General features: G+C 47.8%; 1 pseudogene. It reads right to left on the bottom strand.

Annotated elements, in window-relative coordinates:
* Positions 1-429 (bottom strand): annotated as a pseudogene (locus EWM59_RS28055) (hypothetical protein); the annotation flags it as partial.

The following is a 429-nucleotide window of genomic DNA, read 5'->3' as shown; positions in this document are numbered from 1 at the left end:
CGGTTAATGAAAGCGTGTTTGGTGAACAGACTACTTTGGTAGCCGGGGCTGTAATCATTGGAGCAGTTGGCTGAGCTACAATCTGCAAACCTGTGACTGCTGCACTCGCCGGACTGGTACAGGAACCAACTGTACAGGTCGCTGTAATGCTATAAGTTCCTACACTTAAAAGCGTCAGACTGCTACCTGATGGACCATTCGACCAGTTGATGGTTCCTGCACAACCACTTGCTGTCAGGGTTAAAGTACTTGGTGCACACACTACTTTTGGATTTGGTGCATTGATGGTTGGGGCGGCTGGTTGAGCTACAATCTGTAAGCCTGTTACTGCTATGCTTGCCGGAGAAATACAACTACCTACTGTACAGGTGGCTGTAATGCTATAAGTGCCTACACTTGAAAGGGTTAAGCTACTGCCTGATGAACCAT

Source organism: Emticicia agri, from assembly GCF_004168285.1.
GTDB classification, from domain to species: Bacteria; Bacteroidota; Bacteroidia; order Cytophagales; family Spirosomataceae; genus Emticicia; species Emticicia agri.
This window is presented reverse-complemented; position numbering and strand designations above follow the sequence as displayed.